The sequence below is a fragment of the Cellulomonas sp. Leaf395 genome (assembly GCF_001424125.1).
GTDB lineage: Bacteria > Actinomycetota > Actinomycetes > Actinomycetales > Cellulomonadaceae > Cellulomonas.
Genome location: NZ_LMQI01000003.1, coordinates 221577 through 244372 on the forward strand (window position 1 = coordinate 221577; position 22796 = coordinate 244372).

25 protein-coding genes and 3 tRNA genes are annotated in these 22796 nt (G+C 73.2%); 17 read left to right on the forward strand and 11 right to left on the reverse strand.

The annotated features are described in order from the left end of the window. Positions 1–35 precede the first annotated feature (35 nt). A complete protein-coding gene (locus ASG23_RS20685; protein WP_056023288.1) occupies positions 36–1391 on the forward strand; it encodes an RDD family protein in 1356 nt (451 codons plus the stop codon). 122 nt (positions 1392–1513) lie between these two features. Then, on the forward strand, positions 1514–2248 hold the full coding sequence (locus tag ASG23_RS08825; RefSeq protein WP_056023291.1) for a PP2C family protein-serine/threonine phosphatase: 735 nt from the start codon (positions 1514–1516) through the stop codon (positions 2246–2248). Here the strand turns inward: ASG23_RS08825 and rarD are convergent. Continuing rightward, complete coding sequence (gene rarD, locus ASG23_RS08830) at positions 2235–3191, reverse strand: EamA family transporter RarD (protein WP_056023293.1); 957 nt, start codon at positions 3189–3191, stop codon at positions 2235–2237. The two genes, ASG23_RS08825 and rarD, sit on opposite strands and share 14 nt — an antisense overlap. A 217-nt stretch (positions 3192–3408) precedes the next feature. Between rarD and ASG23_RS08835 the strand changes: the two genes are divergently transcribed. Further along, positions 3409–4782 (forward strand): FAD-dependent oxidoreductase, encoded by a 1374-nt coding sequence (locus ASG23_RS08835; RefSeq protein WP_056023298.1) that lies wholly within the window; start codon positions 3409–3411, stop codon positions 4780–4782. A gap of 57 nt (positions 4783–4839) precedes the next feature. Here the strand turns inward: ASG23_RS08835 and ASG23_RS08840 are convergent, their stop codons facing one another. Then, entirely contained in the window at positions 4840–5607 is a 768-nt protein-coding gene (locus ASG23_RS08840) for an amino acid ABC transporter ATP-binding protein (RefSeq protein ID WP_056023301.1), read from the reverse strand. Positions 5608–5718: 111 nt separating this feature from the next. Between ASG23_RS08840 and htpX the strand changes: the two genes are divergently transcribed. Further along, positions 5719–6603, forward strand: coding sequence for a zinc metalloprotease HtpX (htpX, locus tag ASG23_RS08845; RefSeq protein ID WP_056023304.1), 885 nt, complete (start codon positions 5719–5721; stop codon positions 6601–6603). Positions 6604–6652: 49 nt separating this feature from the next. Here the strand turns inward: htpX and ASG23_RS08850 are convergent, their stop codons facing one another. Further along, positions 6653–7675: a hypothetical protein gene (locus tag ASG23_RS08850; RefSeq protein WP_056023307.1), complete on the reverse strand. Its 1023-nt coding sequence runs from the start codon at positions 7673–7675 to the stop codon at positions 6653–6655. A gap of 72 nt (positions 7676–7747) precedes the next feature. On the opposite strand from ASG23_RS08850, the gene ASG23_RS08855 reads away from it, so the two are divergent. Then, complete coding sequence (locus ASG23_RS08855; RefSeq protein WP_056023310.1) at positions 7748–8350, forward strand: TetR/AcrR family transcriptional regulator; 603 nt, start codon at positions 7748–7750, stop codon at positions 8348–8350. A 150-nt stretch (positions 8351–8500) separates the two neighbouring features. On the opposite strand, the gene ASG23_RS08860 is transcribed toward ASG23_RS08855, so the two are convergent. Further along, complete coding sequence (locus ASG23_RS08860; protein ID WP_056023313.1) at positions 8501–9007, reverse strand: YajQ family cyclic di-GMP-binding protein; 507 nt, start codon at positions 9005–9007, stop codon at positions 8501–8503. A 152-nt stretch (positions 9008–9159) separates the two neighbouring features. Between ASG23_RS08860 and ASG23_RS08865 the strand changes: the two genes are divergently transcribed. Next, positions 9160–9241, forward strand: a tRNA-Tyr gene (locus ASG23_RS08865). Between the two features lie 41 nt (positions 9242–9282). Here ASG23_RS08865 and ASG23_RS08870 read toward each other — a convergent pair. Next, a complete protein-coding gene (locus ASG23_RS08870) occupies positions 9283–9741 on the reverse strand; it encodes a Clp protease N-terminal domain-containing protein (RefSeq protein ID WP_056023316.1) in 459 nt (152 codons plus the stop codon). Between the two features lie 6 nt (positions 9742–9747). After that, the gene (locus ASG23_RS08875; protein WP_055912090.1) at positions 9748–9948 is read right to left on the reverse strand and encodes a helix-turn-helix domain-containing protein; all 201 of its coding nucleotides are present in this window, start codon (positions 9946–9948) and stop codon (positions 9748–9750) included. Between the two features lie 52 nt (positions 9949–10000). Here ASG23_RS08875 and ASG23_RS08880 point away from each other — a divergent pair, with 52 nt between their 5' ends. The 3 genes from ASG23_RS08880 to ASG23_RS08890 are packed head-to-tail and all read left to right on the forward strand — an operon-like array spanning position 10001 to position 13882. Then, complete coding sequence (locus tag ASG23_RS08880) at positions 10001–10918, forward strand: ABC transporter ATP-binding protein (protein WP_235520980.1); 918 nt, start codon at positions 10001–10003, stop codon at positions 10916–10918. Beyond that, positions 10915–11745, forward strand: a complete 831-nt coding sequence (locus ASG23_RS08885; protein ID WP_056023322.1) for an ABC transporter permease — start codon at positions 10915–10917, stop codon at positions 11743–11745. Before ASG23_RS08880 ends, ASG23_RS08885 begins: the two co-directional genes overlap by 4 nt. Before the next feature lie 31 nt (positions 11746–11776). Then, a complete protein-coding gene (locus ASG23_RS08890; RefSeq protein WP_056024483.1) occupies positions 11777–13882 on the forward strand; it encodes a RecQ family ATP-dependent DNA helicase in 2106 nt (701 codons plus the stop codon). A gap of 1 nt (position 13883) precedes the next feature. On the opposite strand, the gene ASG23_RS08895 is transcribed toward ASG23_RS08890, so the two are convergent. Both ASG23_RS08895 and ASG23_RS08900 read right to left on the reverse strand, forming a co-directional pair. Then, entirely contained in the window at positions 13884–14495 is a 612-nt protein-coding gene (locus ASG23_RS08895; RefSeq protein ID WP_056023325.1) for an isochorismatase family protein, read from the reverse strand. A gap of 21 nt (positions 14496–14516) precedes the next feature. Further along, a complete protein-coding gene (locus ASG23_RS08900) occupies positions 14517–14975 on the reverse strand; it encodes a hypothetical protein (protein WP_056023328.1) in 459 nt (152 codons plus the stop codon). A 128-nt stretch (positions 14976–15103) separates the two neighbouring features. Between ASG23_RS08900 and ASG23_RS08905 the strand changes: the two genes are divergently transcribed. The 5 genes from ASG23_RS08905 (at position 15104) to ASG23_RS08925 (ending at position 16437) form a co-directional block, all read left to right on the forward strand. Continuing rightward, positions 15104–15176 (forward strand) — tRNA-Thr (locus ASG23_RS08905). 61 nt (positions 15177–15237) lie between these two features. Beyond that, positions 15238–15311, forward strand: a tRNA-Met gene (locus ASG23_RS08910). A gap of 85 nt (positions 15312–15396) precedes the next feature. Beyond that, positions 15397–15567 (forward strand): 50S ribosomal protein L33, encoded by a 171-nt coding sequence (gene rpmG, locus ASG23_RS08915; protein WP_029290226.1) that lies wholly within the window; start codon positions 15397–15399, stop codon positions 15565–15567. Between the two features lie 10 nt (positions 15568–15577). Next, complete coding sequence (locus ASG23_RS08920; protein WP_056023331.1) at positions 15578–16027, forward strand: FAS1-like dehydratase domain-containing protein; 450 nt, start codon at positions 15578–15580, stop codon at positions 16025–16027. Further along, entirely contained in the window at positions 16024–16437 is a 414-nt protein-coding gene (locus ASG23_RS08925; protein WP_056023334.1) for a MaoC family dehydratase, read from the forward strand. The genes ASG23_RS08920 and ASG23_RS08925 overlap by 4 nt, the downstream gene beginning before the upstream one ends. On the opposite strand, the gene ASG23_RS08930 is transcribed toward ASG23_RS08925, so the two are convergent. Beyond that, on the reverse strand, positions 16430–17497 hold the full coding sequence (locus ASG23_RS08930; RefSeq protein ID WP_056023336.1) for a LacI family DNA-binding transcriptional regulator: 1068 nt from the start codon (positions 17495–17497) through the stop codon (positions 16430–16432). The genes ASG23_RS08925 and ASG23_RS08930 overlap by 8 nt on opposite strands. Positions 17498–17677: 180 nt before the next feature. Here ASG23_RS08930 and ASG23_RS08935 point away from each other — a divergent pair, with 180 nt between their 5' ends. From ASG23_RS08935 to ASG23_RS08945, 3 genes are all read left to right on the forward strand, one after another. Next, the gene (locus tag ASG23_RS08935; RefSeq protein ID WP_235520981.1) at positions 17678–19048 is read left to right on the forward strand and encodes an MFS transporter; all 1371 of its coding nucleotides are present in this window, start codon (positions 17678–17680) and stop codon (positions 19046–19048) included. A 14-nt stretch (positions 19049–19062) separates the two neighbouring features. Further along, positions 19063–20313: an MFS transporter gene (locus tag ASG23_RS08940; protein WP_082516019.1), complete on the forward strand. Its 1251-nt coding sequence runs from the start codon at positions 19063–19065 to the stop codon at positions 20311–20313. A 63-nt stretch (positions 20314–20376) separates the two neighbouring features. Then, positions 20377–21477: a UDP-N-acetylmuramate dehydrogenase gene (locus tag ASG23_RS08945; protein WP_056024490.1), complete on the forward strand. Its 1101-nt coding sequence runs from the start codon at positions 20377–20379 to the stop codon at positions 21475–21477. Here ASG23_RS08945 and ASG23_RS08950 read toward each other — a convergent pair. Beyond that, entirely contained in the window at positions 21399–21839 is a 441-nt protein-coding gene (locus ASG23_RS08950) for a GntR family transcriptional regulator (RefSeq protein WP_056023339.1), read from the reverse strand. The two genes, ASG23_RS08945 and ASG23_RS08950, sit on opposite strands and share 79 nt — an antisense overlap. Continuing rightward, on the reverse strand, positions 21836–22768 hold the full coding sequence (locus ASG23_RS08955) for a hypothetical protein (protein ID WP_056023342.1): 933 nt from the start codon (positions 22766–22768) through the stop codon (positions 21836–21838). Before ASG23_RS08955 ends, ASG23_RS08950 begins: the two co-directional genes overlap by 4 nt. Between the last annotated feature and the right edge of the window lie 28 nt (positions 22769–22796).

Below are 22796 nucleotides of genomic sequence, written 5' to 3' on the forward strand. Positions count from 1 at the left end.
ACGCGCGATCACGGTGGTCGGACACGGAGGAACCTGTGAGCAGTGCAGCGAACGAGGCGTCCCCGCCGGTCCCGGCCGCGCGGCGCGCGACCGTGGCGGCCGCGTCGTTCGCTGTCGCTCCCGGCTCCGTCGCCCCGGTGGGCCGGCGGGTCGCAGCGTTCGCGCTCGACCTGCTCCTCGCGCTGGTGGTCGTCGGCGTCGGGTACGCGGTGGTCGCCGCGGTCGGAGCGTCGCCCGGGGACCTCGTCCTGGCTCTGCCGCTGGTCCTCGGGATCGGCGTGGGCGTCGGGCAGTGGATCGCGGAGGCGCGCACGGGCGCGACGGTCGGCAACGCGCTCACCGGCATCCGGACGCTGTCGGCGTCGACCGGTCGCCCCGCAGGTCTCCTCGCCGTGCTCGTCCGTCAGCTCGTGGTCGGTGTCGGTGCGCTGGTCTGCGCGGTCGGCCAGTGGATCGTCGTCGCGTCGGGCGCGTGGGACCGCACACCCGCGCAGCAGGGCTGGCACGACAAGGCGGCACGCACGGTGGTCCTGCGCGCGGGCGCCGTCCGACGACAGGGCACCAGCGGCCCCGCCCGGTCGGTGCCGTGGGACTCGGCCGTCGCGCGCGCGGTGGGGCCCTCCCTAGTGTCTGCCGCACCGAGCCAGGGCGCGCGGCTGCCGGCCAGCGACCCCGTCGGCCTGATCCCGCTGGTCCCGGTCTTCGCGACCGCGCCGCTCGCACCAGCACCCGCACCCGCGCCCGACGCACCGGCGTCCGCGCCGACGTGGGCTGTCCCCGTGCTCCCGGAGGCTGCCGCCGCGCCGCCCGTGCCGGTGATCCGGGCCGTGCCCGACGATGACGGTACCGAGCAGGCGGACGCCGCCGACCCGCATCCGCCGCTCGTTGCGACGGTGATCGACATCCCGCCGGGGCCCGTGACGGCGGCGCCCCAGGCGCTCCACGACCCGGCCCCGGCACTCATCGAGAGTCCCGAGGCCGGTGTGCCGCACCAGTCGGCCGGCCCGGACCTGCACGAGCTGGAGCACACGCGTCTGCGCACGTCGGCTCCGCGCGGTGCGGTCGCCGGTCTGCGGCTGCTCTTCGACACCGGCGAGCAGGTGGACGTCACGGGTGAGGGGCTCATCGGACGCAACCCCGGCCCGGAGGCAGGCGCGCACCACGTGGTGGCGATCGACGACCCGGAGCGGTCGATCTCGAAGGTGCACCTGGCGTTCGGTCTCGAGCCGGACGGACGGCTCTGGGTCATGGACCGCGGCTCGACCAACGGCACGGTCGTCGTCGGCCCGGACGGCCGGTCGGCGGCGCTGGTGGCGGGGTCGCGGGCGACGGTCGCGTCCGGCTGGACCGTCCGGTTCGGCCGCCGCAGCGTGCAGGTCACGGGTCGCTGAACGACGGTCCCGGGTCGACGGGATCCGCCGGACCGGACTGGCTATGCTGACCGTCACCTCACGTCGAGCTGCCCACGCCGACGCACCCGAAGGACGCCGATGACCTCCCGGAGACCCGCGCGATGACCGACTCCCGCGTGAGCCTTCGTGTCGGCGTCGCCACGGAGAAGGCCCAGCGCGCGCGCAACGAGGACAGCGTCTCGGTGGCCGACGGCCTGTACCTCGTGGCGGACGGCATGGGTGGCCACGAGGCGGGCGAGCTGGCCAGCAGGACGGCCATCGACGCCCTGCGGGGCCTCGGTGCCGGGACTCCGACGCCCGCGGACGTCCGGTCGTCCGTCCGGGCAGCGCACGCGGCAGTCAGGAATCTCCCGTCGTCGACGGGTCGCCGGCCCGGCACCACGGTGACGGGCGTCATGGTGACGTCGCACGGGGAGACGCCGTGCTGGCTGGTGCTGAACGTGGGCGACTCCCGGACCTACCGGATGGCCGGGGGTGTGCTCGAGCAGGTGACCCGAGACCACTCGGAGGTGGCGGAGCTGGTCGAGCGTGGCCTCGTCGCGGCGGCGGACGCACCGCACCACCCGCGCCGGAACGTGGTGACCCGGGTGCTCGGCGGCGGCGCGTCCGAGGTGGAGCCGGACGTCTGGCTGCTGCCCGTGAGCCCCGGCGACCGCATGCTGGTGTGCTCGGACGGGCTGACCGACGAGCTGTCGGACGCCCGCATCCAGGCCGAGCTGCGGGCCGAGGACGAGGCGCAGGCTGCGGCGGACCGCCTGGTCGCGGCCGCGATCGCCGCGGGCGGCCACGACAACGTGACCGCGATCGTCCTCGACGCGACGCTCAGCCCGCGCTGACCGCCGACGCGCGCCGGGTGAGCCGCTGGGCGCGGCCGGCGCGGACGCCGTCGACGGTGAGGATGCCGAGCGCCGTCCACACCAGGGCGAAGCCCCACCAGCGCGCGGCGGGCATCTGCTCGTGCAGGACCAGGACGCCGATGAGGAGCTGGAGCGTCGGCGCGATGTACTGGAGCAGCCCGAGCATGGACAGGGGTAGGCGACGGGCGGCGGAGCCGAAGAGCAGCAGCGGGACGGCGGTCACGATGCCGGACGACGCGAGGATCACGGCGTGCGCGGCGCCCTCGGTCTCGAACGTCCCCTCGCCGGCCGCGCTCATCCAGACCAGGTAGCCGAGCGCGAGCGGGGCGAGGACGAGCGTCTCGACGGCGAGCCCGGGAACGGCTCCGACCGTGCGGCCGACACGGTTCTTGATGAGGCCGTAGAACCCGAAGCTGAGCGCAAGCACCAGCGCGATCCAGGGCAGCTGTCCGTAGCCCGCGGTGATGACCACGACCGCGGCAGCGCCGAACCCGAGAGCCACCCACTGCACGGGGCGTAGCCGCTCGCGCAGGACGACGACCGCGAGGGTGACGGTGACGAGCGGGTTGATGTAGTACCCGAGGGCGGCGTCGACGACGCGGTCGGTGAGGATGCCGAGGACGAAGACGAGCCAGTTGATCGCCAGGAGCACCGCGGCGACCGACAGGACCGCGAGCGTGCGACGGGTGCGCAGCACGGTGACGAACCCGCCCCAGGTCCGGGTCGCGGCCAGCAGGACGAGACAGAACAGCAGCGACCAGACGACGCGGTGCGCGATGATCTCGACCGCGCCGGCAGGCTGCAGCAGGGGGAAGTAGAGCGGGAGCAGGCCCCACAGGACATAGGCGCCGACGCCCGTCGTGAGGCCGAGCCGGTCGAGGGGTGCCGGGACCGGGCGGGCGGGGGTGGGGGAGTCGGGCACCGGACGAGCCTAGGTCCCGGTCGACGGCGCGTGACGCCTCCTACCCCCTCCCGCCGTCTCACGTGTGTCCAGATGCTGGCGCGCAACCAAGGCTCGCCTCACTGCCGGTCCTACACTGGCCCTGAGCACAGTCCTGCACGGTGCCGTCGGTCGTGCACGCACCCGGCGTGTTGCACCTCCCCGCAGGGCTCCCCTGATCGGAAGGCACCCGCGTCCCGTGAGCACCCCGACTCTGCGAGTGGCCGTCGTCGGCGCAGGCCCGGCCGGCATCTACGCCGCCGACATCCTGTCGAAGACCGACCTCGACGTCAGCATCGACCTCTTCGAGCGCCTGCCCGCGCCGTTCGGCCTCGTGCGGTACGGCGTCGCGCCGGACCACCCGCGCATCAAGCAGATCATCGTCGCCCTGCAGAAGGTGCTGGAGCGCGGTGACATCCGTCTGCTCGCCAACGTCGACTACGGCACCGACCTCAAGCTGGACGACCTGCGCCAGTTCTACGACGCCGTCATCTTCTCCACCGGCTCCATCCGCGACGCCGCGCTGCCGGTGCCGGGCATCGACCTCGACGGCTCCTACGGCGCCGCCGACTTCGTGTCCTGGTATGACGGCCACCCCGACGTGCCGCGCACGTGGCCGCTGGAGGCCCAGCACGTCGCCGTCCTCGGCGCCGGCAACGTGGCGCTCGACGTGGCCCGCATCCTGGCCAAGCACGCGGACGACCTGCTGCCAACCGAGCTCCCGGCCAACGTGTACGAGATCCTCAAGGCCTCACCGGTCACCGACGTGCACCTGTTCGCGCGTCGCGGCCCGGCGCAGGTCAAGTTCTCGCCGCTCGAGCTGCGCGAGCTGGGTCACGTCCCGGACGTCGACGTCATCGTCTACCCCGAGGACTTCGACTTCGACGAGGGCTCGATGGCGGCCATCCACTCGTCCAACCAGACCAAGCAGGTCGTCAAGACCCTCACGGACTGGACGCTCAAGGAGCCGGAGGAGAACACCGCGAGCCGACGCATCCACCTGCACTTCCTGCACAAGCCGGTCGAGATCCTCGGCGAGGACGGTCGCGTAGTCGGTGTCCGCACCGAGCGGACCGCCCTGAACGGCGACGGCAACGTCACCGGCACCGGACAGACGCACGACTGGCCCGTGCAGGCCGTCTACCGCGCCGTCGGCTACTTCGGTTCGCCGCTGGTGGACATCCCGTTCGACGACACCGCCGGCGTGATCCCCAACCGTGAGGGTCGCGTGGTCGACGTCGACGGCGAGCAGCTGCCGGGCGTCTACGCGACGGGCTGGATCAAGCGCGGCCCCGTCGGCCTCATCGGGCACACCAAGTCGGACGCGTCGGAGACCATCCGGCACCTGGGCGAGGACGTGGCCGACGGTGGCGAGGCGTTCTACACCGCCACCGACCGCGACCCGGAGGCCGTCACGGAGTTCCTGCACGGCCGGGGTGTCGACGTCATCACGTGGCAGGGCTGGGAGCTCCTGGACGCCTACGAGCGCTCGCTGGGCCAGCCGCACGGCCGCGAGCGCGTGAAGCTCGTCCCGCGCGACGAGATGGTGTCGGTCTCGCTCGGCCGCTCCTGACCGCACGGGACGCGCACGCGCGACCCCCTGAGCCCGTCCGGCACCAGCCGGGCGGGCTCAGCCCGTGATGCGGCGGAGGAACTCGCGGGTGCGCTCCTGGCGCGGGTTCTCCAGCACCTGCGCGGGCGTGCCGCGCTCGTGCACCCGGCCCTCGTACAGGAAGCAGACCTCGTCAGCGACCTCGCGCGCGAAGGACATCTCGTCGGTGGCCACGAGCATGGTCAGCCCGGTCCGCTTGAGGTCGTCGAGGAGCGAGAGGACCTCGAGGTCCGGGTCCACCTCGTCGAGCAGCATGATGGCGGGCCGGGCGACCAGCGCGCGGGCGATCGCGACGCGCTGCCGCTGGCCGCCGGACAGCTCGTCGGGGAGCGCCTGCGCCGTGGCGGACAGGCCGACTCGTTCGAGCACGGCCAGCGCGTCGGCCCGCGCCTGCTCGGGCGTGGTCGTGGGCACCAGCCGCCGCGCGAGCGTCACGTTGTCGATCACGCGCAGGTGCGGGACCAGGTCGTCCGCGGAGACCACCGTGCCGATCCGGGCCCGGACCGCGTCGGCGTCCAGCCCCGGGTCGGTGATGTCCTGCCCCTCCAGCTTGATCACGCCGTCGTCGATGTCCTCGAGCCGGTCGATGCACCGCAGGAGGGTCGACCGGCCCGAGCCGGGGGCGCCGATGAGCACGACGACCTTGTGGGCGTAGACGTCGAGGGAGAGGTTGTCGAGCACGACGTGATCGCCGAACGCCTTGCGGACCCCGCGCACCGACAGCAGCGGGGCCTCGAGCGTCGGCGGGCGCTGCAGGCTCGGGTCCTTCAGACGTCCAGGGCTCATCGCGCGGCGTGCTCCGGGGTCTCGGGGTGGCGTGGGGGTCAGGATACGAGGGAACCGGCGCCCGACCGCGAGCGTTCCACCGGTGCACAGAAGCCACGAGAGAGAGCAACCATGGGTCACCGGCACCACAACGGCTTGAAGACGGCAGCACTGTTCGGCGTGATGTGGGCCGTCCTTCTCGGCATCGGCTGGTTGCTCGGCCGCGGCACGCCCAAGTACCTCCTGCTGTTCACGGTCCTCGGGCTCGTCATGACCGCGTTCAGCTACTGGAACTCGGACAAGATCGCGATCCGCGCGATGCGCGCCCGACCCGTGAGCGAGATCGAGCAGCCGGCGATGTACCGGATCGTGCGCGAGCTCTCCACCGCCGCCCGTCAGCCGATGCCGCGTCTCTACATCTCGCCGACGGCCGCACCCAACGCCTTCGCCACCGGCCGCAACCCGAAGAACGCCGCGGTCTGCTGCACCGAGGGCATCCTGCAGATCCTCGACGAGCGCGAGCTGCGCGGTGTCCTCGGCCACGAGCTCATGCACGTCTACAACCGCGACATCCTCACGTCGTCGGTGGCCGCCGCCGTGGCCGGCGTGATCACCTCGCTCGCGCAGTTCGCGCTCTTCTTCGGCGGTGGCAGCGATCGCGACCGTGGCGGGAACCCGATCGCCGGCCTGCTCCTCGCGCTCCTCGCGCCGATCGCCGCGATGATGGTCCAGCTCGCCATCACGCGCACCCGCGAGTTCGACGCCGACGAGGACGGCGCCCGGCTCACCGGTGACCCGCTCGCGCTCGCGTCCGCGCTGCGCAAGCTCGAGCAGGGCACCAAGGCGCGCCCCTTGCCGCAGGACCGCGAGCTGGTCGACGTGTCGCACCTGATGATCGCGAACCCGTTCCGCGGCGCCGGGATGGCGAAGCTGTTCTCGACGCACCCTCCCATGGCGGACCGCATCGCCCGCCTCGAGGCGCAGGTCGGCCCCCAGGACGGCATCTCCCGCTACTGAGCAGCCGTCGCGACGGCGGCGTCAGGCCACCACCGTGGCGGAGCGCTCGCTAGCGGAGGTGGAAGACGTGGACCACGTGTGGTGCGTCGGCGAGCGTGTGCGGCGCGAAGGCGTGGTAGGCCCAGACGTGCACCCACGCGTTGCCGGTCCGTAGCGTCAGGACGGTCTTGAACACTCCTGGCGCGAAGTAGGTCAGCAGCAGGAAGGCCAGCGACAGGAAGGCGTTGCCGGCGGTGTCGAAGACCGTCCACGCGTCCCAGACGTGCAGGGCCGTGTAGATCAGACCACCGAGGATCGCGGTCGTCACGGCCGAACCGGTCAGCCGCAGCAGGCGCGGCACCAGGATCGCGTAGATGAAGATCATGGCGGGCAGGACGGCCCCGGCGAGGTACAGCACGAAGGTCAGTGGCAGGCCGAGGAGGAGCTGGCCGGCGCTGAGCTCGACGATGCCCAGGTCGAGAGTGGCGACCTGGACCAGTGTCTCCACGGCCAGGACCACCGCGATGAGCCGGACGTCCGCGCGGCGGTCCCCGGAGCGGAGGTTGAGCGCCTCAGCCGAGTAGCGCCGGCGGAAGAACCACAGGGGAACGACCGCGTAGACGACCAGGTTGTAGGTCGCCCAGGCCACGGACTCGGCGGGACTGACGTGGTCGTGGGTGCCGTAGAGCGAGCCGGCCAGGTGCAGCCCGAACGGGTGCCATCCGGCGAGGCGAGCCAGCACGAAGCCGAGCCCGAGCCCGGCAGCGCCGTACAGCAGCAGCAGGACCGTCTCGCGGGCGCAGTCCGAGCGTCGCGGGGCCCGTCCGGCGACGTCGACCGCCCGCCCTCGGGTGAGCCAGCAGACCAGCGCGGTGAGCATGAGCACCTCGGCCAGTGCCAGGTTGGCGTCCACCAGGCGGCCGACGGCGGTGCGGGACGCGGCGGCCGGCCAGTCGAACGGGAGCACGTCGCGCGCGACGGCCAGCACCAGCGCGTTGACGGCGAGCCAGCACACGGCGGTGATGCGCACGCTGCGTCGACGCAGCAGTGAGGCGAGGACGCCGACGGGGCGCGCGTGATCGAGAAGAGTCATGGCCCTGCCTTCGGTTTTTGTGACACGACTGTGCTACTAAGGAACGTAGCACGGCCGTGCTATAAAACGTCAATGCCGAGAGTTGTCGACCCAGCGCAGCGCCGCCAGGATCTGGCCGCCGCGGTCCTGCGGGTGATCCGCCGGGACGGGCTCGAGCACGCCTCCGTCCGGAACGTCGCGCAGGAGGCCGGCCTGTCGATGGGGTCGCTGCGGCACTACTTCACGTCCCAGTCGGAGCTGATGGCGTTCGCGTTCGAGACCGTCATCGAGCGCATCCAGGCGCGGCTCGGCGACCTCACCGGCGAGCGGGATCCCCGGCGCCGGGCGGAGACGATCCTGGTGGAGCTCCTGCCGCTCGATGCCGACCGCCGGGCCGAGAACGAGGTCTGGCTCGCCTTCACCGCCCGCGCCGCGGTGGATCCGACCCTGCGAGCCCTGCGCGACGAGGGCTACGACGCGCTCCGGGACGGCTGCCGGGCGATCGTGGCCGAGCTGTCCGAGGCGGGTCTGGCGCCGACCGACGTGCCGGCCGAGACCGAGCGGCTGCACGCCCTGCTCGACGGACTCGCCGTCCACGCCGCCATGCGCCCGGACCTGCACACCGCCGAGTCCCTGGCCGCCGCCATCTCCCGGCACCTCGACGCCCTCGCCGTGGAGCGGTCCAGAGGGGATTGACGAGGATCGGGGCGGTGACCGTCGGGATGCGCCGCGGGATCCGGGCGTCGGCCGGCGGCGGTCGGATGCCCGCGGTGTGCGCGTCGGGGGTGTGCGCCACCGGGCCCGGACGCGCAGTCGTCGCGGTCCGGCCCCGGCGGGCCGCCAGGGTCAGCGGTAGTTGGTGAACTGCAGGTCGGCGTCGACGTCGGCGCCCTTGAGCAGCGCGATCACGGCCTGCAGGTCGTCGCGGCTCTTGCCGGTCACGCGCAGCTCGTCGCCCTGGATCTGGGTCTTGATGCCCTTGGGGCCCTCGTCGCGGATGATCTTGGCCACCTTCTTGGCGGTCTCGCTGCTGAGGCCCTCCTTGATGAGCGCCTCGAGGCGGTACTCCTTGCCGGACGGCTTGGGCTCGGGGCCGTCGTCGCCACCGGTGTCCAGGGACTTCAGCGAGATGCCGCGCCGGATCAGCTTGGTCTGGAACACGTCGAGGACGGCGAGCACCCGCTCGGACGAGTTGGCGATCATCAGGATCTTCTCGCCGCTCCACGCGATCGACGCGCCCACGCCCTTGAAGTCGTACCGCTGGGCGATCTCCTTCGAGGCCTGGTTGAGGGCGTTGTCCACCTCCTGGCGGTCGACCTTGCTGACGACGTCGAACGAGGCTTCGCTCGCCATGGTTTCTCCTCCTGCTGCCCGCGATGACTCAGGCTGGTCGCTCGGGGGTCGGCGCCTGTTTCGCTAGCACCGCCCGGGTGTTGCTATCCTTCCACCCGCACGCTGCACGCGCGTTCGCCCCTGGGGCGTCCTCTCGTTCGGCAGGCATCCCCGGCGGGTTACCCGAGTGGCCAAAGGGGGCTGACTGTAAATCAGCTGGCAACGCCTACGGGGGTTCGAATCCCTCACCCGCCACGTTGTGACCACGACCCCGGACCCTGCGGTCCGGGGTCGTGTCATGTCCGGGCAGCGCGGGCGCGCACGTCGCCGGGTCGGACGCCGAGCGCGGCGAGGAGCGCCGCTGCCGGGTCCGGCTCGTCGCGCGTGAGGAGTGCGAGGAGCAGGTGCCGCGGGGTGACGCGGCGGGACTTCTCCGTGGCGGCCAGCGTGTAGGCCAGCGGCAGGACCGCACGGAACCCCGAGGTGGGCTGCCTGGCGCTGCGGCGGCTGATCGGGACCGCTGCTCCGAGGTCGGGGCTCGTCAGGCCGATCGCGGCGAGAGCTGCTCGGTCCAGTGAACGGAGCTCGGACCGCGCGGTCTGCAGGTCGATGCCCACCAGCTCGGCGGTCGCCGGGTCGTGCAGCAGGCCGAGCAGCAGGTGGTCGGTGCCGACGCGCCGGTCTCCGCGGAGGGCGGCCTCGTCGTCCCCGGCGGCGACGGCGGCACGGGCGGCGGGTGAGAGACGATCGAGCACGAGAACCTACTTTCCGTACTTGGCGTGCACCGACTGCCGGGCCACCCCGAGGGCGTCGCCGATCTGCTCCCAGGACCAGCCCTGCTCCCGCGCGAGCGCGACCTGCTGGGCCTCCACCTGCTCGGCGAGACGCCGCAGGGCACCGACCGCCCGCAGCCCGACGGCGGGGTCGGTGGTGCGGAGCTGCGCGGAGAGGTCGTCGGCCATGGCGTCAGTCTGGATTGACAAACCCTCACGTGTCAATCCAGACTGACACAAGATGTCAGGCCAGACTGACGACGGGAGCGGGTCGATGGTGGTGCAGGTCGAGGGTCTTCGTATGCGCTACGGGTCCGTGGACGTGCTCGACGACGTGTCCTTCCACGTCGGCCACGGCCAGGTGGTGGCGCTGCTCGGTCCGAACGGAGCAGGCAAGACCACGACCATCGAGATCCTCGAAGGCTTCCGGAGGTGCTCGGCCGGCCGCGTGGCGGTGCTCGGCGTCGATCCCGCGCACGGGACCGAGCAGTGGCGTGCCCGTGTCGGCGTCGTCCTGCAGTCGTGGCGCGACCACGGCAGGTGGCGGGTGCGGGAGCTCCTGGCACACCTGGGGTCGTACTACGCCGCGTACTCGACGCCGGACGTCCCACGGCCCTGGGACGCGGACGCGCTGGTCGCGGCCGTCGGGCTCACCGACCAGGCGAACCAGGAGGTCCGACGCCTGTCCGGTGGCCAGCGTCGTCGGCTCGACGTCGCGGTCGGCGCCGTCGGGCGGCCCGAGCTGCTCTTCCTCGACGAGCCCACGGCCGGTCTCGATCCGGAGGCCCGACGGGAGTTCCACGACCTGGTGCGCGGGCTCGTGCAGGACCACGGGACGACCGTCCTGCTCACCACCCACGACCTCGCGGAGGCCGAGACCCTGGCGGACCGCATCCTCGTGCTGGACGGCGGCCGCATCGTGGCCGACGGTACCGCGGCGGACCTGGCGCACCGCTTCGCCGGCGACGACGAGGTGCGCTGGACGATCGGCGGCGAACGGTTCGTGCGGTCGACGCCGCGCTCCACCGCCTTCGCGCGCGCCCTCTTCGCCGTGCACGGCGAGGACGTCGCCGACCTGGAGATCCGGCGCGCGTCGCTCGAGGACTCGTACCTGGCGCTGGTGCGGCGGGCCGAGTCGGGGCAGCGGGTGGCGTCGTGAGGTCGGGCCTGCGGCCCGGGCTGCAGCAGGGGCTCATCGAGCTGCGGCAGTCGGTCACCGGCACGGACCTCGTCGGTCACCTGCTGTGGCCCGTCGTGACGCTGGTCGCCCTCGTGCTGCTCCAGCACCGGGACCGCCCTGCCGGTCTGACGCTGGGCGCGTTCGCCCTGCCCGGCGTCGTGGGGATGTTCGTCGCCCTCGGCATGCTGCTGGACGTGCAGTACCTCAGCGCCGACCGCGAGGACGGCACGGTGCTCCGCGCCAGGGCGATCCCCGGCGGGATCACCGGCTACCTCGTCGGGAAGCTGGTCACCGTCTCCGGGACCGTCGGGCTGTACGTCGCCGTCGTCGTGGCCGGGGGAGCGCTGCTGATCGACGGCGTCGACCTCCGGACCGTCGACTGGGTGACGTTCACGTGGGTGCTCCTGCTCGGTCTCGTCGCGACGCAGTCGATCGGCCTCGTGCTCGGCGCGCTCGTGCGGAGCCCGCGCGGCGCCGGTTACGTGTCGCTGCCGGTCGTGGGGCTCATCGCGATCTCGGGGGTGTTCGTCCCCGTCACCGCACTCGCGGCCGGGTGGCAGGCGGTGGCCCAGGTGTTCCCTGTGTACTGGCTCGGTCTCGGGATGCGCGCGGCCTTCCTCCCGGACGCGGCGGCCGTCGCGGAGATCGGCGGGTCGTGGCGCCCCCTGGAGACGGCAGCGGTGCTCGGGGCGTGGGCGGTCGTCGGTGTCGTCGTGGCACCGGCCGTGCTGCGCCGGATGGCCCGCAAGGAGTCGGGGTCGAGCGTCGCCGCCCGGCGGGACCGGGCACTGCAGCGCGTCGCCTAGGGCTGTGGGCGAGGGCTGGCAGGGTGGGCGCGTGCCCCAGACCACCCACGACACCACCCGTGACTCAGCACTCGCCGTGCTGCGCCGACTGGTCGGCAACCCGGCCGCCGAGTTCCACGACGGCCAGTTCGAGGCCATCGAGACGCTCGTCGACGACCACCGCCGCGCCCTCGTCGTGCAGCGCACCGGCTGGGGGAAGTCGGCGGTCTACTTCGTCGCGACGATGCTGCTGCGCGAGCGCGGCGCCGGACCGACCGTGCTGGTCTCGCCGTTGCTGGCCCTCATGCGCGACCAGGTCGCCGCCGCCGAGCGCGCCGGGGTGCGCGCCGTGGCGATCAACTCGACCAACGCCCACGAGTGGGACGAGCTGCTGCAGCGGCTGGCGGCCGACGACGTCGACGTGCTGCTCGTCTCGCCGGAGCGGCTGAACAACCCCGCGTTCCGGGAGAACCAGCTGCCCACCCTCGTGCGGCGCCTCGGCATGCTGGTGGTCGACGAGGCGCACTGCATCAGCGACTGGGGCCACGACTTCCGCCCGGACTACCGGCGCCTGCGCGATCTCATCGCGACCATGCCCGCGGGTGTGCCGGTGCTGGCGACGACGGCCACGGCGAACAGCCGTGTGGTGGCGGACGTCGCGGACCAGCTGGGCACGGGTGACGCGGAGGGTGCCCTGACGATCCGCGGGCCTCTCGCGCGGGCCTCGCTGCGCCTCGGGGTGCTGCGGCTGCCGAGCGCCCGGGCCCGGTTGGGCTGGTTGCTCAGCCACCTCGGCGACCTCCCGGGCTCCGGAATCATCTACACGCTCACCGTGGCAGCCGCCCAGGACACCGCACGGCTGCTGCGGGAGGCAGGGCACGACGTGCGCGCGTACACGGGCCAGACCGACCCGTCGGAGCGCGAGGAGTCCGAGGCCGCGCTGAAGGGCAACACCGTCAAAGCACTCGTCGCGACGAGCGCGCTCGGCATGGGGTTCGACAAGCCGGACCTCGGCTTCGTGCTGCACCTGGGCGCGCCCTCGTCGCCCGTGTCCTACTACCAGCAGGTGGGTCGTGCCGGCCGCGCGACGGCGAGCGCCGACGTGCTGCTGCTGCCGGGCCCGGAGGACCGGGACATCTGGCAGTACTTCGCCACGGCCTCCATGCCCGACGAGGACCGCGCGCAGCGGGTGATCGCGGAGCTGTCGGAGCGGCCGCTGTCGACGCCGGCGCTCGAGGCCCGCGTCGACGTCCGCCGCACCCCGCTGGAGCTCCTGCTGAAGGTGCTCGACGTCGACGGTGCCGTCCGGCGGGTGCAGGGCGGCTGGGTGGCCACCGGGCAGTCGTGGACCTACGACGCGGAGCGGTACGCGCGGATCGCCGCCGCCCGCCAGGCCGAGCAGGAGCACATGCTCGAGTACGAGCGGACCGACGGGTGCCGGATGGAGTTCCTGCAGCGCAGCCTCGACGACGAGACGGCGACCCCGTGCGGGCGCTGCGACTCGTGCGCGGGCGCCTGGTACCCGACCGACATCGTCGAGGACGCGGCCGCCTCCGCCGAGCGCTCCCTGGACCGCGTCGGGGTCCCCGTGGAGCCGAGGGCGCAGTGGCCGGTCGGCGCGGACCGCCTCGGTCTGCCGGTGCGCGGCAAGATCGGCGAGGGGGAGCGGGCAGCCGAGGGTCGCGCGCTCGCCCGGCTGACGGACCTCGGCTGGGGGACCGCGCTGCGAGAGGTCTTCGCGGCCGGTGCTGCCGATGCGCCGATCACGCCGGCGATGCTTGCAGGCTGCGTGCGGGTGCTTGCCCAGTGGGGCTGGGACGAGCGGCCGACGGCGGTCGTCGCGCTGCCGTCGCGGCACCGCCCGCTGCTCGTCGACTCCCTCGCCCGGGGGCTCGCCGAGATCGGTCGGCTGCCGTACGCGGGGGCCCTGGCGCTTCGTGACGGCGGTCCGACCGGGGGACCGGGCGGCAACAGCGCGTTCCGTCTCGCGGGCGTCTGGGGGCGTCTCGACGCGTCCGGGCTGGCGATCCCGGGCGGGCCGGTGCTGCTCGTCGACGACCTCGTCGACAGCCGCTGGACGATGACCGTCGCCGCCCGCGAGGTGCGGCTGGCTGGAGCCTCGGCCGTGCTGCCGTTCGCCCTGGCGCTGCGGGGCTGAGTCAGCCGGTTGGCACGCTCGTCGTGAGGCCGACCCCCGCATCCGCGAGCCGAGCCACCGCGCGCAGCGTGGTGGGGGCCGCCACAGCGGCGGTCAGGTCGAGCAGCACGGTGGCCCCGAAGCCCGCCGCCCGCGCGTCCGACGCGGTCGCGGCGACACAGTGGTCGGTGGCCAGACCGACGACGTCGACGTCGGTGACGCCCGCCGCGGTCAGCACGTCGGCGAGCGGCGCGCCGTCCGCCCCGACCACCTGACCCTCGAAACCGGAGTAGTCCTGGCGTCCCTGCCCCTTGCGGACGTGCACGGTGCTCGCGGGCAGCAGCAGGTCGGGGTGGTACTCGGCCCCGGGCGTCCCGGCGACGCAGTGCACCGGCCAGGTGGACACGTAGTCGGGCTCGGCACCGACGGCGAAGTGGCCGTCGTTGGTGTCCGGGAGCGGCGCGTGCCAGTCCCGGGTCGCCACGACGACGGCGTACCGGTCGGACTGCTGCTCGAGGTACCCCGTCACTGCGCGCGCGACTGCGTTCCCGCCGGTGACGGCGAGCGCGCCGCCCTCGCAGAAGTCGTTCTGCACGTCGACGACGATCAGTGCCCGGGTGCCCGCTGTGCTCACGCACCCATCATGCGCCCGTGGTCAGGAAGTCGTGCCGCAGGTGTAGGTGCCCTGGGTCAGGGAGATCGTGTTGCCGTCGTACAGCGTGTCGAACGTGCCGGCGTCCTGCGCCGTCTCGAACGCGACCCCGACGCCCAGGGGATCGGCGAAGCCGGTCAGGCCCGCCAGCAGCTCCTCGGCGCCGGTCTGGCAGGAGGGGTCCCACGGGAGGGTCTGGTACCCCAGGGCGGCGAGCGAGTCGATCGTGGGCTGCAGCGAGGTGGTGTCCCCCTCGCCGGTCTCCACGACCTCCGTCCAGACGACGAAGAACGGCTCGGTCGTCGTCGCGGCGTCGATCGCCGTGGGCCACGCCGGGGCGGCCGCGGCGACCTCCGTCTGCGGGGCGGCTTCGTCGTCGCTCCCCCCTGTGCAGGCGGCGGTGCTGAGCAGGGCGGCGGAGAGCGTGAGGGCAGCGACGATGCTGCGACGGGGCTGGCGCATGGCCGGGATCGTGGCACGCGAAGAGCGGCGCCGACCATGAGATGAAACGTTTAGGCAGCCGGTCGCCGGACCGTCCGCCGGAGCCGATTTCGCGAGCACCCCGCAGCCCGTGTAACCTTGCTCGCGCTGCCCCGATAGCTCAGTCGGCAGAGCGTCTCCATGGTAAGGAGAAGGTCAAGGGTTCGATTCCCTTTCGGGGCTCTGTGGTGTGTTCGAAGGAAGTGCCGTGATTCCGCGGCACGGACCATGGGCACATCGACATGGCGGGGTAGCTCAGGTGGTTAGAGCACACGGCTCATAATCGTGGTGTCGCGGGTTCGAGTCCCGCTCCCGCTACTTCCAGTGACACAACAGCGCGTCGGCCGGCGCGCAATGACGAGATCGCATGCATCCCGTACCGGGTGCGAGAGGTGGCAAGACCATGGCCAGCAAGAGCTCGGACGTCCGTCCGAAGATCACGCTCGCGTGCACGGAGTGCAAGGAGCGGAACTACATCACCAAGAAGAACCGTCGGAACGACCCCGACCGTCTCGAGATGAAGAAGTTCTGCCCTCGCGACAACCGTCACACCCTGCACCGCGAGACCCGCTGACCTCCGACCGATGCCGGTCGACGTCGGTTACGCGGGTCGTCAGTACCCGCCGACCGCTGCCTACGAGGTAGGCCGCCAGAAGCTGCAGGAGTTCGCCGACGCGGTCGGCGCCTCGCACGAAGCCCACACGGATCCGTCGGTGGCGCGCACGCTCGGGTATCCCGACGTCATCGCGCCGCCGACGTTCGCCGTCGTGGTGGCGCAGCAGGCTGAGGCCCAGCTGTTCGAGGACCCCGCTGCGGGGATCGACTTCAGCCGCGTCGTGCACGCGGACGAGCGGTTCACGCACCACCGTCCCATCCACGCGGGCGACCGCCTGGTCACGGTGCTCCACGTCGACTCGATCACCGTGCGGGCCGGGCTGGCCATGATCACCACACGCGCCGAGATCGGGTCGGAGGACGGCGAGCCGGTGTGCACCGTCGTCTCCACGCTCGCCGTGCGCCCGGAGGAGTCATGACGAACGAGCTGGCCGTCGGCGACGAGGTCGCCCGCCGCGAGATCACCGTCGACCGGGCCCGCCTCGTCCGCTATGCCGGTGCGAGCGGGGACTTCAACCCCATCCACTGGAACGACCGAGTCGCCACGGCGGTCGGCCTGCCGGGCGTCATCGCGCACGGCATGTGGACCATGGGTGCAGCGTCGAGCGTCGTCGCCGACTGGATCGGGGACCCCGGTGCGGTGCTCGACTACCAGGTGCGGTTCACGCGTCCCGTCCCCGTGCCTGACCCGGGTGCAGCGACGATCGAGGTGACCGCCGTCGTCGGCGCCCTCGACCCCGAGGCGGGGACGGCGCGCATCGACCTCACGGTCGCCGTGGACGGCGTCCGGGTGCTCGGCAAGGCGCAGGCGCTGGTCCGCCTCAGCTGAGGTCGGGAGCCGGGCCGGTCGTCGTCCCGATCCGCAGGGTCACCGGCAGCTCCCGCGTGGAGGGCCCCGCCCCGGACAGGAAGTCCTCGACGGCGTGCCCGACGGCGGCGCCCTTCTCGGCGAGCGGCTGCACCACGGTCGTGAGCACGTCCGGCGCGAGCCAGGGCAGGTCCAGGCCGTCGAACCCGCTGACGGACACGTCCTCCGGCACCCGCAGCCCGAGCTCGCGCGCCGCGAGGACGACGCCGGAGGCGAGCAGGTCGGACTGGCACGCGACGGCGGTCGGGCGGTCCGGCGAGGACAGCAGCGCGGTGCCGGCGGTGCGGCCGTGCTCGACCAAGGACGCCGGCGTCTCCCAGATCGCCACCGGGGTCACGCCCGCGTCGGTCACGCCGGCCAGGCGCCGTCGGGTGATCTCCCAGTCGAGGTGGTCCATCTGGTCGGGCGGGACGAGGCCCTCACCGCGGCAGCGGTCGAACGGGAGCGTCACGGACGCGATCCTGGTGTGGCCGAGCGCCAGCAGGTGCTCCGTCGCCTGGCGCATCCCGCCGCGGTCGTCGATGCCGACCGACGCCACGTCGGGGGCGTGCTGGCCCTCCACGAGCACCGTCGGGGTGCCACGTCGGCGCAGCGCACCGAGCATCGGGTCGTCGGCGGTGCCGCCCCACATGATGACCGCGACGTCCATCGCAGCGGTCTCCAGGAGCGGGTCCACCGCCGGCCCGCTGGGGTCGCTCGACCCGGGGATGAGCAGGACGCCGAGGTCCAGCGGGCCGAGGGTGCTCACCAGGCCGTCGAGCACCTGGATCGAGACGGGGTCACGGAACGACCGGCGCAGCGAGTCCCCGACGACGACGCCGACGATCCCGGACCGGCCGCGGCGCAGCTGGCGACCGAGCGGGTTGGGCCCGGAGTAGTCGAGTGCGGCGGCGGCGTCGAGCACCCGCTGACGGGTCGCCGCTGCGATCGGGCCGGCGCCGGAGAAGGCGAGCGAGGCGGTCGACACGGAGACGTGCGCGGCGGCGGCGACGTCGGCCAGGGTGGGGCGTTGCGGCGACAGGGTCGGACCTCCGGTTCGGCATCGCGTGACCGAGGCGCGCGACGCGCGGACAGCGCGCGCAAGATTGACGCAACGGCCAGCGTACCCGCAGAATGGGCGCGTCCCTCAAATCGATTCGATATCAGTGACGGCGCCCGATCGAATCGATTCGAAGTGAAGCCAGAACGATGGAGCAATCCCGTGCGCCACCCCACCTCCTCCGTGAGTCGAGCCCGCTGGCTCCTCATGGGCCTCTTCGCCCTCGCCGGCATCACCTTCTCCAGCTGGCTCGCCCGCATCCCCGCGGTCCGCGACCTGCTCGACCTGTCCACGTCCGAGCTGGGCCTGATGCTGCTCGTCGGCTCCGTGGGCGCCCTGCTCACGGTCACCGTCTCGGGCGTCGTCGTGCAGCGCTTCGGCAGTCGTGTCGGGATCATCGCGTCGACGGGTGTGCTCGCGGTCGCGCTCGTGCTCATGGGTGTGGGCCCGACGGTCGGCTCGGTCGCCCTGCTCGGTGTCGGCATCTTCCTCAACGGCGTCGCGATCGCCCTCGGCAACGTGCCGCTCAACGTGGAGTCGGCCCGCATCGAGCGCGCGATGGGCCGCACCGTCATCCCGCAGTTCCACGCGGCGTTCTCGATCGGGGCCGTCCTGGGGTCGGCGATCGGCGCGACGGCCGCGCACCTCGGCATCTCCGTGGCCGCCCAGTTCACGGCGGTCGCCGTCCTGGCGGTCGTCTGGCGGCTGGCGTCCCTGCGTGGGCTGGTCCTGCCGGACGCGCCGATGCGCCGGCCCCGGACGCCCGGTCGTGCGCTCACCGGCGACGTGACCGTCGGCCGACGCCGCCGCATCGCCACCGCCCTCGACTCGTGGCGCGAGCCCCGCACGCTGCTGATCGGCGTCGTCGTCATGGCGGCCGCCCTGTCGGAGGGGTCCGCCAACGACTGGCTGTCGCTCGCCGTCGTCGACGGGTTCGACCAGTCCGAAGCCGTCGGTGGCGCCATGCTCGGGGTGTTCGTCGGCGCGATGACCCTCGTCCGGCTGCTGGGCACCCGCCTGATCGACCGGTTCGGCCGCGTGGACGTGCTGCGCGTCTCGGGCACCGTCTCGGTCGTGGGGCTGCTGCTGTTCGGGTTCGCGCCGACTTTCGCGCTGGCCGGGATCGGCGTCGTGCTCTGGGGCTTCGGCGCTGCGCTGGCCGTGCCGGTGGGCATCGCGGCGGCGTCCGACGACCCGATGCGCGCCGCCGGCCGCGTGGCGGTCGTGTCGTCGTTCGCCTCCGTGGCCTCGATCGCCGCGCCGCCGCTGCTCGGGATCGCCGCCGCCTCGACAGGCGCGCGGCACGCCCTGGCGCTCATCGCGGTGGCGATGGTGGCCAGCGTCCTGCTGGCCGGGCGGGTCGCGCCGGAGAGGCCGTCGATCGAGGAGGCGCCCGAGCGTCATGACGACGACGAGCCAGGATCTGACCTGATCTTCCCCCGGCACGCCGTCCACGTGGCTGCGCGTCCCCGTCCCATCCGACGCCGCCGCTCCGTCGCGCGTGCCCTGACCACGAGACGGACGACATCATGAGCACCGGAGGGCCGATGACGACGCCAGCGGGACACGACGACGAGCTGACCACCCCGAGCGCGCCCGCACGCGTCTCCCGCGCGGTCGAACGGGCGTCGATCGCCGTGTTCGTCGTCTTCTTCCTCAACGGGTTCAACTTCGCCACCTGGGCCGCCCGCCTGCCCGCCATCCGGGACGGTCTCGACTTCTCGCCCGCGCAGATGGGGCTCCTGCTGCTGGTCGGCTCCGTCGGGTCGCTCGTGGCGCTGCCGCTGTCCGGGATGGTGGTCGAACGGCTCGGCGCCCGCCGCACGGTCCTGGCGTTCGCGTGCCTGAACGCGAGCGGTCTGGTCATCGCGTCCGTCGGCGTCGCACTGGGAGAGGTTCTCGTCGTCGGGTTCGGTCTGGTCCTGTTCGGCGTGGGCACCGGGGTCTGGGACGCGTCGATGAACGTCGAGGGCGCGGTCGTGGAGCAGCACGTCGGCCGCACCGTGATGCCGCGCTATCACGCAGGGTTCTCGTTCGGCACGGTGGCGGCGGCCGGGATCGCTGCCGTCGCCGCCGCCCTGCACGTGCCGGTCGTCGTGCACGTCCCCGTCGCCGTGATCCTCTCCGTGGTCTGCGTCGCGTTCGCGGTCCGGGCCTTCCTGCCGATCGTCGACGAGCCCGAGGTGCAGCACGGCGCCGAGCGCTCCCCGACGGGTGCCCGGGGCGCGCTCGCGGCCTGGCTCGAGCCGCGCACGTTGCTCATCGGGCTGGTCGTCCTCGCCGCGGCGCTCACGGAGGGGTCCGCGAACGACTGGGTCAGCCTCGCGGTCGTCGACGGCTTCGACGTGCAGGACGCCGTGGGTGCGGTCGCGTTCGGGATCTTCGTCGCGGCCATGACCGCGATGCGCTGGTTCGGCACCACGCTCCTCGACCGGTACGGCAGGGTCGCGGTCCTGCGCCTGTGCGCCGCCCTGTCGCTCGTAGGTCTGCTGGTCTTCGGCCTCGCCGGACCGCTGTGGCTCGCCGTGGTCGGCATCGTGGCGTGGGGAGCGGGTGCTGCCCTCGGGTTCCCGGTGGGCATGAGCGCCGCCGCCGACGACCCGCTGCGCGCCGCCGCCCGGGTGAGCGTCGTGTCGACCATCGGCTACAGCGCGTTCCTGGCGGGTCCGCCGCTGCTCGGGCTGCTCGCCCAGCACGTCGGCTACCGGCACGCCCTGCTCGTCATCATCATCCCGATCGTGCTCGGGCTGCTCGTGGTCAACGCCGCCGCACCGCTGAAGAAGACGGCCCAGGGTTAGCCTGAGCGCGTGCAGACAGAGCTGAGCGCGGCAGACTGTTCGCCGGCGACCGTCCCCCCGGCCATCAGCTGGCCGGCCCGGTCGGGCCCCTCGTCCACTCTCGCGGACCTCACGACGCTGCGCGTCGGCGGGGCGCCGCGTCGGTACGTGGAGACGACGACCGAGGCCGAGCTCATCGACGCGGTCCGCGCAGCCGACGCCGACGCCGAGCCGCTGCTGGTGCTCGGGGGCGGCTCGAACGTCCTGGCCGCCGACGCGGGGTTCGACGGAGTCGTCGTGCGCGACGTGCGCAGCGGCATCGAGGTGCCCGACGCGTCCGCGTGCGCCGGTGCCACCCTCGTGGTCCCCGCCGGGACGCCGTGGGACGACGTGGTCCGGTACGCGGTGGAGCAGGAGCTCACCGGGATCGAGACGCTGTCCGGCATCCCGGGCTCCACGGGCGCGACGCCGGTGCAGAACGTCGGCGCGTACGGCCAGGAGGTGTCGCAGAGCATCGCGACCGTCCGCGTCTGGGACCGCGGTCGCGGCAAGGTCCGCACGCTCCCGCTGGTCACGCTCGCCTTCGGGTACCGCACGTCGCTGCTCAAGCGGTCGATGCGGGAGGCGGACCCGACCGACCTGCAGTCGCCCTGGTCGCCGACCCCGCGCTACGTGGTGCTCGACGTGACGTTCCAGCTGCGGCCGGGCAGCCTGTCCCGCCCGATCGTCTACGCGGAGCTGGCCCGCACGCTCGGCATCGAGGTCGGCCAGCGCGCCCCCCTGGCGGACGTCCGCGACACGGTGCTCGCCCTGCGTGCCCGCAAGGGCATGGTGCTCGACCCGCCCGACCACGACACCTGGAGCGCCGGCTCGTTCTTCACCAACCCGATCCTCGCAGCCGACGACGTGGCCGCCCTGCCGGAGGACGCCCCCCGCTTCCCGACGGACGACGGCCGCGTGAAGACCAGCGCGGCCTGGCTCATCGAGCGGTCCGGGTTCACCCGCGGCTTCGGGTCGCCCGGACCAGCGTCCCTCTCGACCAAGCACACGCTCGCCCTCACCAACCGCGGGGGAGCGAAGGCCGAGGACCTGCTCGCCCTCGCGCGTCAGGTGCGCGACGGCGTCCGGTCGTCCTTCGGGGTGGAGCTGGAGCCTGAGCCGGTGCTGGTGGGCGTCACGCTCTGACGCCCGAGCAGTGCACCGTGCACCAGCACGAGCGCCTCGTCGTCCGACAGCCCGGCTGCGCGCACGGCAGTCACGTACGTCTCGGCGGCGCGCCGCGCGATGTCGGTCGGGACGGACGCGCCCTCGGCGATGACCGTCCCCGCGCGGCGGCGGGTCTCGACGACCCCCTCGGCCTCGAGCTCCCGGAACGCGCGCGCGACCGTCCCCGCCGCGAGGCCGAGGTCTGTCGCCAGGGCACGGATGGTCGGCAGCCGGTCGCCCGCGACGAGACGCCCGGCCGCGACGTGGGCGACGACCTGCGCGCGGATCTGCTCGAACGCAGGCACGCCGGAGGTGAGGTCGACCTCGAGCCCGGCGGTCATGAGGCGTGCGGCTGCGCCGCGGCCCCGACGACGGGCAGCTGGGACTCGGCCGCACCGACCGGCCTGACCGCTGACGTGGCGCCGACGACGGCGGACGCCACCGCCACCGTGATCGCGACGACCACCCCCGCGGCGGCGACGGCCTCCACCGTCGGGTTGCCCAGGTCGACACCGTTGACCGAGCCACCCTGGGCGTTGCGCAGCGCAAGGCTCGCGACCCCCAGGCAGCCGGCGAGCGTCCAGCCGAGGACGAGCTGCACGCCGCCGAGGACCCGCCTCGCGGAGAGGCGGCGCAGGGCCGTGTCGTCGTCGGCGGACGTGTCGCTCACCGCGGGCCGGCGCGCCACCAGCAGCAGGACGAGGACGCAGCCGACCAGCAGGACCGCGACCGCGAGGACGAGCCAGCGTCCGTAGAACCAGCCGGGGAACGGACCCGCCGCGCTCGTCACGAGGGGGCCGTGGCGCCACGGCAGAGCGCGCCCGTCGTCGGTGGCCACCGTGGCGCAGAGTGCGAGGAGCGCGAGGAGCGCCACCGACCAGCCGAGGACCAGGGCGCCGAGCCCGGTCGGCGTGATGTCGGGCAGCCCTCGACGGGCCAGCGCTGCACGGCGGACGGTCCCCGTCGGCCGTGGCCAGGTGAGCTCACCGAGGGCGTGCACGGCCAGGAACGCCGCGCCGCCGGCTGCGGGGAGCAGACCCACGGAGAGACCGACGGTCAGTCCCGACAACCCCGGGACCACCACGACCGCGACCAGCACCGGTGCGGCCACGAGGGCGGTCCAGGCGCTCGCGGAGACGCGACCGGCATGCCGTGCGGCGGCGAGCCAGGCCTCGGACGGGCTGACCGGCCCGACCGTGCGCGTCGGTCGCAGCACCGCGCCGATCGCCACCACCACCGCCACGAACGCGAGGAGGACCAGGCCGGACATCGCGGCTCCTTTGTGTCAATCAATCAAT

Bases quoted from the DNA above. Each gene is read 5' to 3' on its own strand.
- ASG23_RS08920 (WP_056023331.1), top strand. From the start codon at position 15,578: ATGCCGGTCGACGTCGGTTACGCGGGTCGTCAGTACCCGCCGACCGCT.
- ASG23_RS08950 (WP_056023339.1), bottom strand. From the start codon at position 21,839: ATGACCGCCGGGCTCGAGGTCGACCTCACCTCCGGCGTGCCTGCGTTC.
- ASG23_RS08855 (WP_056023310.1), top strand. From the start codon at position 7,748: ATGCCGAGAGTTGTCGACCCAGCGCAGCGCCGCCAGGATCTGGCCGCC.
- ASG23_RS08825 (WP_056023291.1), top strand. From the start codon at position 1,514: ATGACCGACTCCCGCGTGAGCCTTCGTGTCGGCGTCGCCACGGAGAAG.
- ASG23_RS08875 (WP_055912090.1), bottom strand. From the start codon at position 9,948: ATGGCCGACGACCTCTCCGCGCAGCTCCGCACCACCGACCCCGCCGTC.
- ASG23_RS08860 (WP_056023313.1), bottom strand. From the start codon at position 9,007: ATGGCGAGCGAAGCCTCGTTCGACGTCGTCAGCAAGGTCGACCGCCAG.
- rpmG (WP_029290226.1), top strand. From the start codon at position 15,397: ATGGCCAGCAAGAGCTCGGACGTCCGTCCGAAGATCACGCTCGCGTGC.
- ASG23_RS08925 (WP_056023334.1), top strand. From the start codon at position 16,024: ATGACGAACGAGCTGGCCGTCGGCGACGAGGTCGCCCGCCGCGAGATC.
- ASG23_RS08940 (WP_082516019.1), top strand. From the start codon at position 19,063: ATGACGACGCCAGCGGGACACGACGACGAGCTGACCACCCCGAGCGCG.
- ASG23_RS08900 (WP_056023328.1), bottom strand. From the start codon at position 14,975: ATGCGCCAGCCCCGTCGCAGCATCGTCGCTGCCCTCACGCTCTCCGCC.
- htpX (WP_056023304.1), top strand. From the start codon at position 5,719: ATGGGTCACCGGCACCACAACGGCTTGAAGACGGCAGCACTGTTCGGC.
- ASG23_RS08880 (WP_235520980.1), top strand. From the start codon at position 10,001: ATGTCAGGCCAGACTGACGACGGGAGCGGGTCGATGGTGGTGCAGGTC.
- ASG23_RS08850 (WP_056023307.1), bottom strand. From the start codon at position 7,675: ATGACTCTTCTCGATCACGCGCGCCCCGTCGGCGTCCTCGCCTCACTG.
- ASG23_RS08955 (WP_056023342.1), bottom strand. From the start codon at position 22,768: ATGTCCGGCCTGGTCCTCCTCGCGTTCGTGGCGGTGGTGGTGGCGATC.
- ASG23_RS08840 (WP_056023301.1), bottom strand. From the start codon at position 5,607: ATGAGCCCTGGACGTCTGAAGGACCCGAGCCTGCAGCGCCCGCCGACG.